Origin of the sequence: Allomuricauda sp. CAU 1633, assembly GCF_017313225.1 — a bacterium.
Lineage (GTDB): Bacteria > Bacteroidota > Bacteroidia > Flavobacteriales > Flavobacteriaceae > Flagellimonas.
On record NZ_JAFLNE010000010.1, the window covers coordinates 1 to 16,606 of the forward strand.

Annotated in this window: 11 protein-coding genes; 5 read left to right on the forward strand and 6 right to left on the reverse strand. The window is 40.7% G+C overall.

The window, feature by feature from the left end; all coding sequences use genetic code 11:
- Positions 1–299: 299 nt before the first annotated feature.
- Entirely contained in the window at positions 300–1,637 is a 1,338-nt protein-coding gene (locus tag J0X14_RS17625) for a hypothetical protein (RefSeq protein WP_207099146.1), read from the reverse strand.
- A gap of 1 nt (position 1,638) precedes the next feature.
- Complete coding sequence (locus tag J0X14_RS17630) at positions 1,639–2,913, reverse strand: tyrosine-type recombinase/integrase (protein ID WP_207099147.1); 1,275 nt, start codon at positions 2,911–2,913, stop codon at positions 1,639–1,641.
- A gap of 555 nt (positions 2,914–3,468) precedes the next feature.
- On the opposite strand from J0X14_RS17630, the gene J0X14_RS17635 reads away from it, so the two are divergent.
- From J0X14_RS17635 to J0X14_RS17645, 3 genes are read left to right on the forward strand one after another with little or no spacing between them, the layout of a single operon-like run.
- On the forward strand, positions 3,469–4,083 hold the full coding sequence (locus tag J0X14_RS17635) for a hypothetical protein (protein WP_207099148.1): 615 nt from the start codon (positions 3,469–3,471) through the stop codon (positions 4,081–4,083).
- Between the two features lie 6 nt (positions 4,084–4,089).
- The gene (locus J0X14_RS17640) at positions 4,090–5,472 is read left to right on the forward strand and encodes a hypothetical protein (protein ID WP_207099149.1); all 1,383 of its coding nucleotides are present in this window, start codon (positions 4,090–4,092) and stop codon (positions 5,470–5,472) included.
- Positions 5,472–5,879: a hypothetical protein gene (locus tag J0X14_RS17645; RefSeq protein WP_207099150.1), complete on the forward strand. Its 408-nt coding sequence runs from the start codon at positions 5,472–5,474 to the stop codon at positions 5,877–5,879. Before J0X14_RS17640 ends, J0X14_RS17645 begins: the two co-directional genes overlap by 1 nt.
- Positions 5,880–5,964: 85 nt before the next feature.
- Here J0X14_RS17645 and J0X14_RS17650 read toward each other — a convergent pair whose 3' ends face one another.
- From J0X14_RS17650 to J0X14_RS17665, 4 genes are read right to left on the reverse strand one after another with little or no spacing between them, the layout of a single operon-like run.
- Complete coding sequence (locus J0X14_RS17650) at positions 5,965–6,957, reverse strand: HupE/UreJ family protein (protein WP_207099151.1); 993 nt, start codon at positions 6,955–6,957, stop codon at positions 5,965–5,967.
- Between the two features lie 2 nt (positions 6,958–6,959).
- Positions 6,960–7,826, reverse strand: coding sequence for a peptidyl-prolyl cis-trans isomerase (locus J0X14_RS17655; protein WP_207099152.1), 867 nt, complete (start codon positions 7,824–7,826; stop codon positions 6,960–6,962).
- A 5-nt stretch (positions 7,827–7,831) separates the two neighbouring features.
- On the reverse strand, positions 7,832–9,706 hold the full coding sequence (locus J0X14_RS17660) for a DUF3604 domain-containing protein (protein ID WP_207099153.1): 1,875 nt from the start codon (positions 9,704–9,706) through the stop codon (positions 7,832–7,834).
- Between the two features lie 60 nt (positions 9,707–9,766).
- The gene (locus tag J0X14_RS17665; protein ID WP_207099154.1) at positions 9,767–11,668 is read right to left on the reverse strand and encodes a DUF3604 domain-containing protein; all 1,902 of its coding nucleotides are present in this window, start codon (positions 11,666–11,668) and stop codon (positions 9,767–9,769) included.
- A 336-nt stretch (positions 11,669–12,004) separates the two neighbouring features.
- On the opposite strand from J0X14_RS17665, the gene J0X14_RS17670 reads away from it, so the two are divergent.
- Positions 12,005–15,412, forward strand: coding sequence for a HEAT repeat domain-containing protein (locus J0X14_RS17670; RefSeq protein ID WP_207099155.1), 3,408 nt, complete (start codon positions 12,005–12,007; stop codon positions 15,410–15,412).
- Positions 15,413–15,581: 169 nt separating this feature from the next.
- Positions 15,582–16,541 carry a helix-turn-helix transcriptional regulator gene (locus J0X14_RS17675; RefSeq protein ID WP_207099156.1) on the forward strand — a complete coding sequence of 320 codons (960 nt, stop codon included), beginning with the start codon at positions 15,582–15,584 and terminating at the stop codon, positions 16,539–16,541.
- The last annotated feature ends 65 nt before the right edge of the window (positions 16,542–16,606 follow it).

Here is a 16,606-nt window from a genome sequence, read left to right on the forward strand (position 1 = left end):
TACAACCATGAAAGAAGACACCAGTCCATTGAATACCAAAGACCAAACGATGTTTATAGAAAAGCAGCTTGATAATTATGTTAGTTTTGTAGAGAAACTGTCCTAAAGATCGGGGTATCTACATTCTTCCTCAACTGATTTTGCATAGATTTGACTTAACAGGTCTTCAATGCCCGATAGTCTTTTCTCAATTGCTACAAATGGATTTTCCATATCGCTCAATATTTTTGAGCAATACTATTATTAGGAGGTAAGAATAACGGTGAATAGTAACTACGTAGTAGGTACTACGAATTTTATTAAGTCATATTAAGCTCTTTTTCAGCCATGCTTTTGGCTTTAGGGTAGTCACCCAGCATATTTTCTAAAACATACTCAATATTCCCCTTCTTAGATTCAGTTAACCGTTCCTGCTGATTCTTTCGAATAATATTGTACATCAATTTTATATTGGTGGCATTTCTGTTGAATCGTTGACCAATTTCTCCCCAAGCTTTATCAGAAGGAAAACGGTGACCTATGATTAACTCTTTTGTCTCAGAAGTGTAGTAACAGAAATATGCAATATCAGTTCTATTAGGCCTTCCTGTTTTAGAAGAATTATTGTTTTTATTTTCTTTTGATAAGTAAGGGGTAATGTCCCTAATAAACTTTTTTTCAGATTTTAGCCAATCCTTTAATGTTTTTAAATACTGTACTTTGGATATGTTGGATTTAAGAGACAATTCCTTAAGTTCCAATTCCCGATTCTGGATTATTAGGTCTAAAGAGATTTTTTCCGCATCATTCAGTTTTCCTTCTTTGTATAATTTTAAACCATTAACTTCAGATAAAATTGATTTCGTGATACTAATTAATACCTCAGCAAAATCATCTAGTGAATGTAATTCCAACTTTGTACTTCCCAGATATTTGTTTTGATGCGTTCCTCTAAAAACTGGTATCTGTTTTTCAAAAGTTCGTTTAAGGTGTTTAAAGTACTCCATATCAAACGGAAATAAAGAAAACCACTCATCATATTTTGACATTAGCAGATTGAAGTTTTTCGTTTTATTCTTATTTAAATCTGCATCAGAATAAGAGTTTAAATAGTTAATTATTCTTTCCGTCCGAAGAATCAATTCCTTTTGATTGATGACATCAGAAGTGAGTTCAGTTTTTATATGATTAATTAAGTGGAGTAAACAAGAAAAATAATTGCTTAGTAAAAAGGGTTCACCATAGCCTCTTGGAAAACTACCATAACTTTCGATGCAGTACTCGAAATAATCTGTTATCTCTTTATACCATTCATCATTGTCTATAAATTCCAGAAAATGATGATAACTGAACATTATCTTATCCGCTGACCAAATTGCTGAATCACTGTAATTCCCGACAGCAAATTCACCAAGGTTAATTAGTTTTGAATGACTGGAACAGCAGTTAGGAAACCTTTTAAGGGTATCATTAAACCCTTGAATTAATTTATCATAATGATTTTTACAATCTTGACAGTTAAGCAAGTTGTGCTTGGTTAAAGTTGGCTCAACCTTAAATGGAAATTCAAAAATTCCACCTTTTGCTTGTAATAACTTACTTCCACAATAATCCATCTCCTCTAGACTTTCAGCAAAGAATGTTATTTTCCTCTCCATATTATTGAGCTTTTAGCATCTTAGATTTGTCTAACTTCCAAACTGTCTTCATAAAAGTTTCCTTCTCCTTTATACTTGGCTTGTAGTATTTATTGAAAACTTCCAAACTTCTGTGGCCTGTATAACTCATAATTACCTTATCCGGTATCTTCTCATTCTTCATAATGGTAATGAAGCTACGCCTTGCTGTGTGAGAAGATACTCTATCATAGAAGGGGCTAAACGTTTCCACAATATCACGACCTATTTTCATGGTCTTTTTTACTGTCCAATTATACTCCATCAATTCAAATAGCTCTTTTAAATAATCATTGAACTTTTGATTTGAAATTTTGGGTAATCGATATTCGTATTTTTTCAAAATGTAGTTTGAAAGGTCATTCAGAGGTATCTCTAAAGTCTTCTCTTTGTTCTTGTCGTCAACCACTCGAATCAATTCATTTTGAACGTCCACTTTACGAACCTTGGAATAATTGCTATACCTCATTCCTGTAGCGCACCCAAAAACAAATAAGTCCTTCACTTTCTCCAGTCGCTTGTTTTTGCTCAAATCAAAATCAAAAATTTCATATATCTGTTCTTGGGTCAGGGCAACCTCATCGGTGTCCTGCGCCTTTGGAAGTTTGAATTTCTGAAAGTCCATCTTATAGGTGTGATTGTCCTCAAAAGCCCAATACATAAAGGTTTTGAAAAGCCCAACATTTCTTCTAAGGGTGTTTGCCGAATGTTCTTTTACTTTAATGCAAAACTCAATGAATGAGTTATAGAAGGTTTGGTTGATTTGATTGAAATGAATTTTCTTTTTTCGGTGATCCTCAAATTCTTTAAGTAACTTCTTGTTGTACTTATATCGATTAATTGTAGTTACTGAATTAGCTGTTTCAGTGAAATCCGTTTCCTTGGATAATATAAAAAGGTCATAAACTTCAAAGAATTTGCTAGAGATAGCTTTTGTGCGCTTAAATTCTATATCAAAGTCCTCTTTGATAGATGAGGTGGTAATCTCTCTGTTAGCAAGCTTATATTCCCTAATTACATCAGAAAAGAAGTTTGAATATCTGTCTAATTGTCTTTGAATTGCCCGATGTCGATTTGCTTCTTCCGTTCTCCCTGTTAAGTTTTTAGGTTGCCTAAGTTTGTAATTCCACTCCTCAGGTGACAGAAACTCACCAGTGGAGTACACAAACTTCTTTCCTTCGCTTTTAAAATATGCGGAGAAAAGAATGAGGGATTCCCCATTTTTATTGGGTTTCTTTAAATTGAATGTAAACTTCATACCTAAACCTATTGGTTGACAATCTGGTTGACAGTAAAGTTAGGTTTAAGTAGTATTTTAACATATAATAGTTTTAAAGACTTATCAACAAGTAACTGATTATTAGACTATTTATAAAAAATGATTAAAGTAAATATAAAAGGTTCAAATACCTCTTCCTCCGCAATAAAGCGCGAGTCTTGAATGTAAAAACCGCAGAGTTTACTCTAGCGGTTTTTTGTTTTTATAATACCTCTTTACAGTCCCAAAAAAGGTGACCGCTTCGTTACCATTCATCTAATTTTCATTTAATTCAAACTATAATCATTTGAATTACTGTATATTGGTAATGAAATCATCTTAAATGGTTAACCAGCATAAAGGTGTAGTTCCCCAAACAAACCCTTAAAAACTGGTCTATGTCAGACAACCCTTATGACAACTCCTTCGTTGATGTTCCATCAATAGACATACTTCTTAGATCCTCATATTTTTATTACAAAAGTCTTCATTCAATAATCACAAAATAGATTGGTTCGCTACCAATCACGACCATAATACGCAAACTTTAAAAACATGAAAACATCCAACATCTTCAACATCTTTTTGGCCGTATTGATACTTTCAGCCTGCGGTAACTCCAAAAAAAAGGAGGAAACAACTTCGACTTCAGGCACCTCTGAAACAGAAGTAAAGGCACCAGCAGGCAACACCATTGATCTTGAACAACAAGGGGATTATACCCAGCTATACGCTCCAAGCGAGGATTGCAAACTAACCACCTCTCAATTGGCAATGGCATTGGGGTACGGCGATAATCAAGTGGAGGAACAAAGCAACTATCAAGGTAGTTGTTGGTACAAAGTAACCCATCCGGGAAATTTTACGGTCAATTATGGGATAAGCCTCGAAAAATGGGGAGACAAAAACATCGTTGAAGATGAAATAAAAAGTGGACTGAAAAATGAGATGATGGAGGTTAGCATAAGTGAATCCGGTGATACGTATATTAAAAGACATCCTGTACAAGGCTTCCTGCTATTGTTGAACACCAACTATGGGAACCCTATAAAAGTCAGTTACAGTTATTTGAACCCCGATGGTCCCAAACTAACTGACTCTCAAAGAGAAGAACAGAAACAGAACACCTATAAAATTGCGAACTATCTCATCAATCACTACAAAAACTAAATTAAGATGAAACCATTGCACAAGATTTTTTTGTTCAGCCTCCTCTTCATTGGAGCATTTCAGGGATACGCCCAACCTTTTACATTGGACAAAGCAATTCAACCCGTGGAACTGAAACTGCTGGCGGATACCAGAGCAGGGCATGAAGGAGAATTGGGCATTGTTTATTTTAATCGATTGAAAGATTCCGCAATGTACCACTATGTTACAGGACACGACCTTTACAACTTTGTAGATGTTTTGGTGACCAGCGTGGATGGCACCCCTCTAAAAGTCAGTCTGGCAAAAGATAATTGGGAAGCCGTGCAGGCCGAAAAGAATACTGCCAATGCTCAAGATGGGATGATTGATTTCAAAATACGTACTTGGGGAAGTTTTGGAATAAAGATAGAAACGGAACAGCCCAACAATTCCCTTTACAATATCACCGTTTTAGCCAGTCCTGAAAAGAAAACGTATTTGGGCAGTGCCTTTAGAACAATCAATGAAGACGAAATGACATCCAGTGGTGCAACCTCACCTAACCAAGCTGATGAAGGTGGAGGTGGCGGAAGTGCCAATTATCTGTTATACATAGCCCTTGGGGTTGCGTTATTGGTTATTGGTGTTCTGGCAGGAAAGCTTATGGGGCGGAAAGGAAAGGGTACTGCAGTGATTTTAATACTTTTTTCGTTATTGCCTTTTGGTGGTTTTGCGCAGGATGCTGGTGATTTCCTTTCTGTGGAACAGTTTGAGGCCTTTAAAAAAAATGCAATGGAAGACCTCAATACAAGACTCGATCTTCTGGAAAGTGAAAGAAAGTTGGTAGATAAAGCGGTGGGTAATTTAGACAAGACCATCTCCACAATCCGGAAACAATGGGACAACGTGAAGTTGCTTTATAGCACCTACAATAATGGACTGGGTAAGTGTATCAGTTCAGCGCCACCGGCCCAAGCCCCTTCCATTCCTTCCATTTGCACCGATTTGTATTTTGAAGAAAATGGCGAAATTTCAGAAGAGGAAGACCAAGGGTGCGCCTCATGTTTTCTAGAAGCCCGAAAGAAGTTTAACAATATGAGGTATCAATTTGAAAAGCTGGCCACTATTTATAAGTGCACTAAGGACTTTTCCAATGCGGCCATTTCTTTTGGGGATGATGTATCTGGCTTTACGCCCAGTGGAGTTGGTGGTCTGGCTTGGCAAACGCAGCGAAGAAACATTGAAAAGTCAGTAACGGATCTTGAACAGGCTTACGATAATAAATATGGTGAATTTCTTCAAAGTCTGGCCGATGCCATGATGGAACTCAACATTTGTGAGGCCAAGTACGGGGTTGAAGACTGGTACGACCGTTTTGGCTATATGTATTTTGAATTTATGAAAGACAAATATCAAAGAAAGGACTAATGGGAACAAAGAAATTAAAATTCATCCTACTGCTGTCCCTTAGTTTGGGATTATGGGTCAGTTGTAAATCTGTAAATCCGGTTGTGAACTCCACCAATACCAACATTATTGGGTCTTGGGAAGGCTGTGATGGACGTGTCGTTGCCTTTTATGCCAACGAAAATGGAGAGATAGAAGGACGCTATTCAAAGCTTGGGGGGCTTGATAGGTTCAAGTTTACCGTGGATGAAATTGGCTTTCTTTTAACCCAGAAAAACCCTGGTGTCTATACGGGAAGGGTGAAATGGAGAAACACTGCTGGAACGGCAACTTGGAGGGATGAAACCATAGTGGTGGAAAATAAGATTCTAAAAACCTCGGGATCTGATGCTTGTGGCAACGAAATGACAAAGGTTGAATCTTTATGAGTCCTTCTTTATATCCATAAAGAACAAACTATCATTTTATGAATAGGCAAAAAGGAATAATATTACCTTTTTGCAAGCTACAAAACTAGCTCCAAAATCCAATAACCCGTTCAATGGCCCAAAAGGCTGCGACACTTCCAATGGCATAGGCCGGAATCTTTTTTAAAACGGGCAACCAATCTTTTTTCAAGGCCAATAATCGAAGTATAAGCAACATGGCCAAAACAAACACAATCTGACCCACCTCTACCCCAACATTAAAAAATGCCAAAGCCAACGGAATTTCCGATTGGGGCAATCCAACATCTGCCAATGCTCCCGCAAAACCAAAACCGTGCAACAACCCAAAAGAAAAGGCAACCAACCATGGTTTTTGAGCCGTTAAAGAGGGTTTTCCCTGTTGCAGTTTTAGCATCTCCGAAGCTAAGAACACTATACTCAATGCAATCACAGCTTCCACGGGCGGGCCAGGTAAATTTGCATAACCCAAAACGGCCAAACTAAGGGTAATGCTATGCGCCAAAGTAAATGCCGTAATGGTTTTTACAATTTTTTTGAATCCAACTGTAATGATGATCAATGCCAAAACGAACAGCAAGTGGTCAATCCCGAACCAAATGTGTTCAATTCCTAGAACGGTGTATGTCTTTACCACCTGCCATTTACTGGTCTTACCTGGTAAAAGGGCACCAGTGGCATCAGGTTGTAACATCAACGAAACTTTTTCTCCGTTGAGGTAGGTAATGTTTACCAATACATCGACCATTGTTTTGTTCAGGTTCACAATTTCAATATGACTACCCTCCAAAGGACGATTTCCGGTTAGCATATAATTATGGATCATAGCCCCACTAACCGGTCTGGCAAGTCCAGCCTCAGTCAACTCAAAACTATCCTCGAAACGTGGATAAATTTTTAAGACCATATCGCCCAAAGTGGGTACTTTCCACAGGAGTTGATATTGATTGTCACTTTGTTGCACTATCTGCAAATAAGCCGGCCGAATCTCATGGGCGTCCACCGAACGGGTAGACAGCAGAACAAAAACCAATAGAATATGTCGAAAGAATCTTCTCATCACTATTTGTTTTGGGCGATTTCATCTATCGTAGCTTTTTCAAGATTGTCAGCTGTAATGCGAACTTTGTAGTTTTCCCGAAGTGCCTTTAGGATGGCTTCTTGGCCTTCCTGTTCCATTTGGTATTCGTACTCCCGTTTCACTTTGTCCTTAACCTCAGCAAAACTGGGTATGCTAGGCGGAGTTTTCGATTCAAGATAGACCAAATGAACACCGTAACCGGATTTAATCGGCCCTATCCATTGGCCAACTGGTAATTCCTCCAATTGCTTGGTGAATTGTTCCCCAAATTCACGGTTTAGGTAAAAGGCATCTGTATCTTTCAGTTTGTAATTCAAAAGGAAAACATCACCCTTGTCTTGCATACCTTGAGTATCTGATAAGCCGTATTTCTGTAAAACGTTTTTGGCCTTTTCTAAAGGGTTGACATGATTGTCCTCGGTAAAAAGAATTTGATAAAGTGTGTACCTATATGGGGTTTCAAAATCCTTTTTATGGTCTTCAAAATAGGCTTTTAGGTTTTCTTCGGAAGCTGGCGCCACCAGACCGGACAAATCCTGCCCTAAAAATTCCATTTTTTGGGCCAGCCTACGTTTTACAATTTCATCATTATGATCCAGATTCATTCTAAGGGCTTCCCGATATAAAACTTCTTGGTTGACATATTTTTCGATAAGGCCTTGCAGTTCTTCGGAGGTTGGAGGTCTTTGCCATTGCATGCGCCACAGTTCGGCCATATGTGCTATATCGGCATTGTCGATTACAATATCCTGTTCAGAATCATTTTTGTTTACTTGACTGTAGATGACAAACAGTACAATGCCTAATAGAAAAAAATGGACCAAAGGTTCTTTTATCAATTTTTTCATATAAATTAATTAGGGGTGTACCAAATTGGACTGCTCCAGGCTCGTTCTTGAATGCTAACTGGTAAATCTTCGCGAGGTTCTCTTCCTAATTTTTTTGCATCGTAGGTGCTCCATCTAGGTGTAGGAATTTGAATGACTCTTACATAGTAGAACGCATATTGGCTAGCATTAAAATCAGGGTCGGCCCATACGGTCTTTAATTCGGTGGCTCCAATGTCGTTTGTATAGGATGCTTCAGCAGCATTTACGGTATTCCCAACTGGAGCAGCTTTGCCATTGGCATCTACGGTTCTGTTATCGGAAAGTGCAACATTATAGATTTGTTCTTGGGCGTCACCTTTGTCATCAATCCATCCCTTTATCACTTGTATACGGTCTAGATTTGCACCATTGGCTTCTTTTACTGCATGAATGATAAAGGAGGGCGCTTCACCTGTTGAGGCTTTCAAATCGCCACCCATGGGAACGCCATTATCATAAGCGGTTTGCACCCATTCTGAATTGTCGAGAATAGTATTGTCGAATCCATAACCTCCAAAGACACGCACTTTCATTCGTGGTCCTGAAGTAGCATAGGTTTCCTTTCTTTTTATAGCCTCGAAAATTGCGTCTCTGGTATTGGAAACCGCCCAAACCGCGGCCAGACCGCCAGTGCTAAATTCTCTAACTTGTCCTGCTGCAGCCTCAGTAACTCCCGGAGGTCCGTCTAAACGGTGTTTTGGGTCGTTTTCAAAGCCGAATTTACCAGTATAGTTGTCTTCTTCTATGGTAGATGCCGAATTATGCGTGTCAGAGTCCCCTATGAAACCATATTTAAAAGGATTGCCTTTATCTTCTTTTTCATATTGCATACCACGAATCAGGGCCTCACGCATATAACCTCCTTTTTTATTTTTTGGAGGTGTTGCAGTAGCAGACAAGGTATAATCCCAAATTTCGAAATTGGCAAATTCGTCATTAGGCGATAAAGCAGGGTGTGTTTCTGAGGTCCCTTTTATTTGGGTGAGCTCGTAAACAGGCTCATTGCGCATACGGGTTTCAGAATAGGCCTTTCCAATTTTGCTGCCTCCATAAGATTCTTCAATAGGAAACATTAAACCGTCGCTGGCATTTCCGTTATGGGGAATGGCCAATAGCTCATTGCCTTGGGCCCGTTGGCTATCCATCCATGCCCATAATTTTTCTGGCACATCCGAATCGATGGCAGAAAAGGGTACGTCTGCCACATGCTCGGTGTCCTTAAAAATAACAATGCGATGCAAGTTCCTCCATTTAGGATTGGAGGTCCACTCATAGCCTGCCATGGTGGTAAATTTACCTGGCTGGTAATGTTTGTCTGCAATGTCAATGATTTCTGCCCATATGTTCTTCTGTAGCTCTGGGTTGCCTAAAATACTATCGTTCCTACCATTTGAGATGTCATCCAGAATTTTGGTATAAGCTTCAAACGATTTTTTAGGATCACCTCCGGTGACATCTGCGGTAAGTGGGTGTTTGCTCGCCGGACTACTAGGGTCTGCCATTAAAGGCAATGCACCCATGAACTCTGAATGGTCTGCCACCACATACCAATCCAAGGGCACTTTTATTTGAAGTGGGGTACCATCGCCTCCTCCAGCGATACTTTCACCTTGTGCCCAACGATACGCATCATCTGGGCCAGTTACGGAACCATTGATGTAGCCATCAAAAGACCAGCTGGTATGCACATGGAGATTCCCAAAATAAACATCTTTATTAGGGTTTGCTGGGATTTCTGTTTGACTTGTTGTTTCACTGGAAAGCTCTTCGGTATTTATTTCTTCTTTCTTCTCCTTTTTACAGCCCAAGGCAAACAATATGGACAAGGAGGTCAATGAAATTAATTTTATTACTCTCATTTTGGTAGTGTTTATAATGAAATTTAGAAAGGTGTTTTTATCAATTTTTGATCAATCCATTTAGTTTGGGTTGTACCAAATAGGCGAGGTATAAGCTCGCTCCTGTATGGTTCTAGGCACATCATCGGTCATTTCGAGCATGTATTTAACCGCATCAAAAGTGGTCCACCTTGGTGTTGGGATTTCCAAAACCCTCACATAGTAAAATGCCTTAAGGGATGGTTCAAAATCTGGGTCTTTCCAGAATGTTTTAAGTTCTGTATCCCCAATGTTGTTTTTCCAAGTTGCAGTTGCTACATCAACCGTATTCCCAACAGCAGGTAAATTGCCCTTAGCATCCAAACTTCTTGTATCGGCATCGCCCCACACCACATTATAAATTTTTTCGTGAGTGTTTCCATCTGCATCCAACCAACCTTTTACTACCTGAATACGGTCCAAATTGCCACTGGCTGGGTCTTTTACGGCATGAATCAGAAATGTTGGTGCTTTTCCTTTTGGAGCAGAACTGATATCACCTCCCATGGGCACCCCTTTATCATAACCAATGGCTACTGCATTTGCATTTTCAGCATCACTTTCGGTATAATCAAAACCGCCAAAGAAACGAACTGTTATTCTTGGTCCAGTGGATGCGTAGGTTTCTTTTCGTTTCATGGTATCCCAAAGGGATGCTCTTGTATTTGATTCGGCCCAAACTCCTGTATAACCAGAAGCACCTAATTCCCAACCACGAACAAAGCCTGATGGGAAATCAAGGGCTTTTTCCTCCCATCGTTCCGGACTTGGCTCTGAGGTTGGATACTTACCCCAAAAGTTATCTTCTTCAGCTGTTGACAAAGCCGTGTGGGTGTCAGTACCACTAACAAAACCATATTTAAATGGATTTATTCCCAGTTCTTCCTCCAATTTTAATCCATCTTTTAGCGCTTTTCTCCCATATTCGGTTTGAAGCATCTCTTTGGTTTTGGGTACCAAGACTAAATTTCCTTTGTCCCAAATTTCAAAATTGGCAAACTCATCGTTGGGTGATAAAATAGGATGTGTTTCACTGGTTCCTTTTCCTTGGGTAATTTCGTAAAGGACTTCATATTTATTTCGCAATGTTGCCAATTCCTTGGTCAATGGAGAGCCATCAAAGGCGGTATTTTTAAACATCAATCCATTGGAAAGGTTGCCATTATGCGGAATGGCCAAGAGGGATCCTCCTGTTTTTTCTTCAAAATTGGCCATCCATTTCCACAGATCTTCTGGATTTTCCGAATCAAAAGTGGTCATAGGGCTCATTAGTTTACCAATTTCTGGACCATCACGATAAATCACATTACGATGTAGGTTGTTTCCACCGCCAAAGTTAGAGGTCCATTCATAAGCGATAAAGGCAGTAAACTTCCCTGGTTCATTAAACTTCTCAACAATATCTATGTTTTTTAACCAGACCGATTTTGCAAATTCAGGATCTGTAAATACAGGGGGCAAATTATTATTGGACTGTCTATTGATCAGGTCCATCATTACCGCAGCCGCTTTTTCTCCCCCAGCTTCCATATCGGTATGATATTGTGCGACAATGGGGTCTCCCATTACCGCCTCGTCACCTTCAATTACTGCTGTTATTACCCCAGCACCATCGGAGTGGTCGGATATGGCGACCCAATCCAAAGGACGATGCAATTTGGCCTTTTGACGGGTAGCACTTGTGACTTCCTCACCTCTAGCAAAACGTAAGGCACCTTCTGGGCCCAATCGGGTACCAACTGCCCCTGCATCTGCCGACCATGCAGTGTGTACATGTTGGTCTCCCCAATACACATTTTTTAAAGGGTTTACTGGAATTTCTGTTTGACTTGTTGTTTCTGCAGAAAGTTCTTCGGTGTTCATTTCCTCTTTCTTCTCTTTTTTGCAGCCTAAGGCAAACAAAAAGACTAAAGAGGCCAATGAAATGAATTTGATAGCTTTCATTTTGGTAGTGTTTAGAAAAGAGACGGTTAATGGTGTTTGAATATAGCAAAAAAGAGAACATCTTTCTCTTTTAAAACCGTTAAAATAAGTGGGTTAGCTAAACATACTTCGAGAAATAAGCTATTCCCACAACAAAGATTTATAGGGTTTATACCGTGAAAGTTTGGGAGTAAAGAACAAGAGTTTTTCCTTCAAAAAAAATCAACACTAAATATCCCATGTATTTCTTCAAAAACACCCTATTTTAAAAATTTTTGACAATTACTTTTGGACTAACCTACGGGAATAAGTGTGTTTTTTATACCTTTTCCGCGCCAAACGAACGAAACCAAAAAAATGAGGCATACTAAATTGTTAAATGTGGGCATTCTTCTTGGATTGCTCACCACCTTTTCCTGTAAAAAAGAACCCCTTAAACCTGTTGAAATCCCAGTTGTTATTGAACTGGATTCGGCCTATCTCAACGAGAAAGTTACTGAGGCCAAAAATATGGGGGTAATCCAACTTGCCGACGGGCTCGAACTTAGTCTTTGGGCGCCCGATACACTGGCCCCAGACCCCATAGCCATGGATATAGACTCACAAGGCCGTATCTTCTTTACCCGTACCAACCGACAAAAGCATTCTGAATTTGATATACGCGGTTACCGACACTGGATGACCGCTTCCAATAGTTTTGAGTCCGTGGCAGACCGAAAGGCATTCTTGCACGAGACCTTTGCCGTGGAAAAAAGTGAGGAAAATTCGTGGTTGATGGACCTTAACGGAGATGGAAGCCATGACTGGAGGGATTTAGCTGTGGAAGAGGAAGAAGTTTGGCGACTTGAAGATGCAGACCATGATGGAATCGCTGAAAAAGCGACCCGGGTCGTGCACGATTTCCACGCTGCAGAAACTGATGTTGCCAACGCCTTACATGTTGATGGAGAAACCCTTTTTGTGGGGGTCGCGCCAGATATGTGGCGCATGGAAGATACCAACGGGGATGAAGTATTCGACACCAAAACCTCTTTGGCCACTGGTTTTGGAATCCATATAGGTTTCGGTGGCCATGGTATGTCCGGCGCAGTCATGGGACCCGATGGCAAGCTCTATTGGGGTATTGGTGACATTGGGGCCAACATTAACGATAAAGAAGGAAATCGATATCCCTATCCCAACCAAGGGGTCATTGTGCGTAGCAATCCAGATGGATCTGATTTTGAGGTTTTTGCCCATGGCCTTCGGAACACCCACGAATTTGTTTTTGACAAGTTTGGCAATATTATTTCTTCCGACAATGATGGTGACCATAGAGGTGAAAGTGAACGATTGGTTCACATTGTTGAAGGGTCGGATGCCGGATGGCGCTCCAATTGGCAATATGGAAAGTATACAGACCCCGAAAACAATGGCTATAAGGTCTGGATGGATGAAAAGTTCTACCTCCCTCGATGGGATGGCCAAGCGGCCCATATCATTCCTCCAATCATGAACTATCACAATGGTCCAACTGGAATGCAATTCAATCCTGGTACAGCACTTGGTTCCAATTGGGTGGACAAGTTCTTTTTGGTTGAGTTTGTGGGTGACCCTTCCCTATCCCATATCTGGTCCTTCGATTTAAAACCAAAAGGCGCCTCATTTGAACTCAATTCAGAACTGGATGTACTAAGTGGCATTTTGCCCACGGCCATTAAATTTGGGCCTGATGGTGCCCTTTACCTATCGGACTGGATTAACGGCTGGGACACCAAAAATTCGGGACGTGTCTGGAAGCTGGATGTTACGGATGAAGAAAACGACTTGGCAGAACAACGGGTCGAAACCCAAAAATGGATGACCACGGATTTTGGGGAATTGGACAATGATGAACTTGTAGCATTATTACGCTATCCCGATATGCGCATACGCCAAAAAGCGCAATTTCAATTGGCAAAAAGTCCCTTTTGGGGATATCGAAAGCTAAAACGAGCAGCCCAAGAAGACGAACATCAATTGGCGCGAATCCATGCCATTTGGGGCATCGGGCAACTGGCTGCCAAAGAATTGGACAAAGCAGATGTTTTGGTCGACCTTTTAGAGGATACGGATGAAGAAATTATCGCGCAAAGCCTAAAAGTATTGGGAGATGTGAAATTTTTGGAAGCAAGTGAGAAAATGATAGCACTTCTGAAATCTGAAAATCCTAGAATCCAATTTTTTGCGGCACAAGCACTGGGGAGAATCCAATCCGAAGAAGCCATTCACCCCCTTCTGGATATGATTGCCGAAAATGCAGACCATGACATTTACTTGCGACATGCTGGGGTCTTGGCCCTTTCCAGAATTGGACAGGTTGAACCTTTGACAAACCTGGCTACCAGCGAAAATCGTTCCCTGAAAATTGCAGCGGTCTTGGCCCTTCGTAGATTGAAAAATCCGGAGGTAGCTTCTTTTTTAAAGGACACCGATGAGTTTATCGTTACCGAAGCTGCTAGAGCCATTAATGATGACAGGGGCATTAAAGAGGCACTGCCGGCATTGGCATCATTGTTGGAAAACCCAAAGTTCAGTTCCGAACCACTAATGCGCCGTGTGATCAGTGCAGCACTTCAGGCGGGTGGTGATCAAGAATTGGGTAATTTAATCAGCTATGCCAAAAACGAGAACACGCCCGCTGTTCTAAGAGGTGAGGCCTTGGCCGCTTTGAGCACATGGACATCCCCTTCGGTAATGAACCGAGTTGACGGCTACCATTTAGGAGCTATTTCACGACCCTTGGAACCCATTCAAAACAAAGTGGGTTGCAGTATTACCGAATTTATGCAAGACAATGATCCAGAAATATTGATGGGAGCCGTAAAATTGTTGTCCTCCCTACAATTACAGGGGTACGACAATCGACTTGTACAATTGATGCGCACACACGACTCACCCCAAGTGAGGTCCGAAGCTTTAAAAGCTTTAGGAAATACGGGGTACAGCCAATTGGCCCAAGTGATGCGTATGGGAATGGACGACAAAAGTGCTCAGGTACGACGCACCGCTGTGAGTTTAATGGGCGAACTTTCACTAACAAAGGAAGAGTTGCCCAATGTGGTCAACCCAATTTTCAGCAGAGGTGGAATTGGCGAACAACAAGCCGTTCTAGAGGTCTTGGCCGATATGCCCTCAGAAAAAAGCGAAGCCGTTTTGTCCAGTTTGTTGCAACAGGCCATTCGTGGTGGCATCAACGATGAAGTTATGCTGGATTTAATGGAGGCTACCGCCAACAGTGGTTCCAACAAAATCAATGACCAACTGGCCATCTTACGAAGCAAAGGGTATGGCACCGATGCCTATGCTGAAACCCTTCATGGCGGAAGCTGGTGGGGAGGTCAAACTGTTTTTGTGAGCAACCCCACGGCCCAATGCGTACGCTGTCACGCCCTGAAGGGTTCTGGTGGTAAAGTGGGGCCTGCCTTGGACAATATTGGCAACATTCTTTCCCGGGAACAATTGTTGGAAGCCTTAATTGAACCAACAAAACGAATTGCGCCGGGATACGGCAGCGTAACCTTGACCTTGACCAACGGACAGGAAGTTACGGGGCTATTGGAATCTGAAAATGAAGAGGAACTTATTTTACGCACCTCTGATGCAGAACCTCTTGAAGTGGCCCATTCCCGCATACAAAGTAGACGAAATTTACCCTCAGCCATGCCGCCCATGGGCAAAGTGATCAGTAAACGAGAACTACGGGATTTAATAGAATATCTAAGTAGCTTGAAAGCTGAGGAATAGGCATTTGGACGTGTAGATTATCGAAATATTCCTAAAAAATATTCTTTTTTTGTATATTTTACACTGATATACTGCTGAAGCTGATTATTTCTGCTTCTTTGATTCTTTAACAAGGTCTAGTCCCCCCCTTTTTAGGAATACCTAACACAGCAGAGGTAAACGCTTTTAAATGGGGCAATATCAATTCAGTTATAAACACCAAGAGCCAGCGCAATGGCTCAAACATTTTAGCGACTGCTTCCCTTCTACTTTAAAAGGGCAAGAACTTTTTTTGGAAAAGCCTTTTGGCGAGGGTAAACTGAGTTATGAAATAATTCAGGAAGGTTTATGGGTCAAATTTTTAAAATTCAAAGTATTCAATCCGGTTTTGGTCCAAAGGGAAAGCATTGAAACCAACGACATTTTTATTTTGGATTTTTTTCTTTCCGAAAATGTTCTTCGTCAAACCATTGAAGGTGGCAAGGAAATTAGCCACAGCTATCAAGATGTCAATATGCTCTTCTCGTCCTCCATGGTCTCCGCAGATATCAATTTGGAAGCGAATGAATGGATGAACATTGTGCAAGTACTATTCACCAAAGAATGGCTCACAGAAAATGTTGACCTGGACAATTATCGGCTAAAAGCGTTTTTTAGTCAGGATAAACCTATTTTCCTCTCCGAAAACTTAGATCATCACTTACGATCAGTGGTAGCCAACGTTACCGAAGATTCGACCCATAAATTGAATTTGACCTCTACAATCTATCAGATACTGGATTATTTGTTGTTCAAGTTTAATGGCAGAAACCTATCAATCCCAAATAGAGCATTCCACAAAGAAGATACAGAGAAACTGTTCCACGCCAAATCGTATTTGGACAAAAATGTCTGCGAAAATGTTTCCATCAATATACTGTGTGAATTAATTCAGATGAGTCGGTCCAAATTTAAGCGAATGTTCACTCAAATTTTTGGAAAACCACCATATCGCTATCATTTGGAAAACAAATTGGAAAAAGGAAAAGAGCTGATAGAGACAAAAAGACTTTCAATCTCCGAAACGGCCTATTTTTTAGGGTATGATGATCACGGAAGCTTTACCAGGGCCTTTAAAAAATACCACGGCTTTTTACCCAGTGAGCTTTAACCAAGGGTGGCGGTCCAAAGTATCACTGGGCTTTCTACCTTAAATATCCCAATACGCTTTTAGGA

What these genes read in the sequence shown, in the direction of transcription:
- J0X14_RS17625 (WP_207099146.1), bottom strand. Translation starts at nt 1,637, where the DNA reads ATGGAGAGGAAAATAACATTCTTTGCTGAAAGTCTAGAGGAGATGGAT.
- J0X14_RS17630 (WP_207099147.1), bottom strand. Translation starts at nt 2,913, where the DNA reads ATGAAGTTTACATTCAATTTAAAGAAACCCAATAAAAATGGGGAATCC.
- J0X14_RS17635 (WP_207099148.1), top strand. Translation starts at nt 3,469, where the DNA reads ATGAAAACATCCAACATCTTCAACATCTTTTTGGCCGTATTGATACTT.
- J0X14_RS17640 (WP_207099149.1), top strand. Translation starts at nt 4,090, where the DNA reads ATGAAACCATTGCACAAGATTTTTTTGTTCAGCCTCCTCTTCATTGGA.
- J0X14_RS17645 (WP_207099150.1), top strand. Translation starts at nt 5,472, where the DNA reads ATGGGAACAAAGAAATTAAAATTCATCCTACTGCTGTCCCTTAGTTTG.
- J0X14_RS17650 (WP_207099151.1), bottom strand. Translation starts at nt 6,957, where the DNA reads ATGAGAAGATTCTTTCGACATATTCTATTGGTTTTTGTTCTGCTGTCT.
- J0X14_RS17655 (WP_207099152.1), bottom strand. Translation starts at nt 7,826, where the DNA reads ATGAAAAAATTGATAAAAGAACCTTTGGTCCATTTTTTTCTATTAGGC.
- J0X14_RS17660 (WP_207099153.1), bottom strand. Translation starts at nt 9,706, where the DNA reads ATGAGAGTAATAAAATTAATTTCATTGACCTCCTTGTCCATATTGTTT.
- J0X14_RS17665 (WP_207099154.1), bottom strand. Translation starts at nt 11,668, where the DNA reads ATGAAAGCTATCAAATTCATTTCATTGGCCTCTTTAGTCTTTTTGTTT.
- J0X14_RS17670 (WP_207099155.1), top strand. Translation starts at nt 12,005, where the DNA reads ATGAGGCATACTAAATTGTTAAATGTGGGCATTCTTCTTGGATTGCTC.
- J0X14_RS17675 (WP_207099156.1), top strand. Translation starts at nt 15,582, where the DNA reads ATGGGGCAATATCAATTCAGTTATAAACACCAAGAGCCAGCGCAATGG.